Source organism: Marinobacter iranensis, assembly GCF_029207565.1.
GTDB classification, from domain to species: Bacteria; Pseudomonadota; Gammaproteobacteria; order Pseudomonadales; family Oleiphilaceae; genus Marinobacter; species Marinobacter iranensis.
Genome location: NZ_JANCMW010000033.1, coordinates 1 through 1,232, shown reverse-complemented (window position 1 = coordinate 1,232; position 1,232 = coordinate 1). Strand labels below are relative to the sequence as shown.

At 45.4% G+C, this 1,232-nt stretch carries 2 protein-coding genes; both read right to left on the bottom strand.

Features of this window, described 5'->3' with window-relative positions:
- Window positions 1-514 precede the first annotated feature (514 nt).
- Window positions 515-865 carry a hypothetical protein gene (locus NLU14_RS21305; RefSeq protein WP_275710404.1) on the bottom strand — a complete coding sequence of 117 codons (351 nt, stop codon included), beginning with the start codon at window positions 863-865 and terminating at the stop codon, window positions 515-517.
- On the bottom strand, window positions 862-1,232 hold a 371-nt coding region (locus tag NLU14_RS21300; protein ID WP_275710402.1), incomplete at its 5' end, for a hypothetical protein. The genes NLU14_RS21300 and NLU14_RS21305, both read right to left, overlap by 4 nt.

Sequence of the window (1,232 nt, the reverse complement as noted above, 5' to 3'; positions counted from 1 at the left end):
TCATGCAGAATCTCCCTGCGTTTAGCTTACGGAAAATTCTACTTTTGAAAACCGCTTTTTTTCGGGGGGATTACCCTTCAAGCTCGGGCTGCGAGTCCAGGAAACCGCGCTTTTACAGATCAAAGACGTTGCCGAACTCGGCCCTGACACTTCTGGCCAGCGTTCGTTCAAGCTCAAAGAAATCCTGGCGTTGCCTGCGGCTTACACTAAAGGTGCCGATACGCTAGCGATAATTGGTAACGTCAGGATTTCTACGATAGCGCCAATTTCATGATCTGAGGTGAGTAGTTGAGCTAGCATAAATGAGTAGCCAAGCCGCCCAACCGAACAACACACCTAATAGAGTTGGTGACATTGAGCAAATGAACTTTTGGAGTGTGCAGTGAAGCTGCTTCATAAGATTGCAATCATACTCCTGCTTTTAAAGTGTCGAGATTTTCTGAAATGTCGCTGGACAACGTACTCAATATTTTTGGTGATTTTCCAACCGGGCTTCACTCGATCAGCGCTTCATTTAGTTCGGCAATGGAAATAATCTGTTCTCTTTTAATCGGGAGTCCTTCTTTATATTTGATCGGTATTTCGGTATTTCGGTATTCGTTACGAGGAGATGTTTCACACCCTCTATCTTTTCAATACCCAGCCTTTTGGAAACCAAGTCCCTGTTCAAGTTCACCCATTCAACACGCCTTAAGTGCTTAGAAAGCTCATCTTTCTCTTCGCCTCTAAACCGATTACAAATATCTGCGATCTCCGAAACCGTCTTGGCCATCTGGAGGTTCTTGCATTCAATCAAGGTTACGACGTCGCCTTTTATTCCCACTACATCAACGTCTCCAAGTTCGGGTTTTCCAAAGGTTCTCATGTCCAGTTCTCTGACTGTTCGAAACCATTTTCAGTCAGCGTTTGCGCAACTACTTCATTAAACCAGAGACCTCGCTCCCCGGTTTTCTTACCCACGTAGCTCTGCATAGCTTTTGACGAAAAGAAACTTGGAATGAACAGGCCATCTCTTGCTAGATCAAGAAAATAGCCAATTCCTTGTCTGAGAAGGAATGCGCTTGATAAATACCGATTCCCGCCAACCGGGATCATGGGTCGGCAGAGACAGCTCAATCTCCGTTTAAATTTCCACGGAGCGATATCCTTGAATTCGTTGTAGTGGTCAACTAATCCCGGACAGTATTTTAAGGTTTTCCTCAGCCGCAACCGGCGAAATGCCGTCGTTGAAT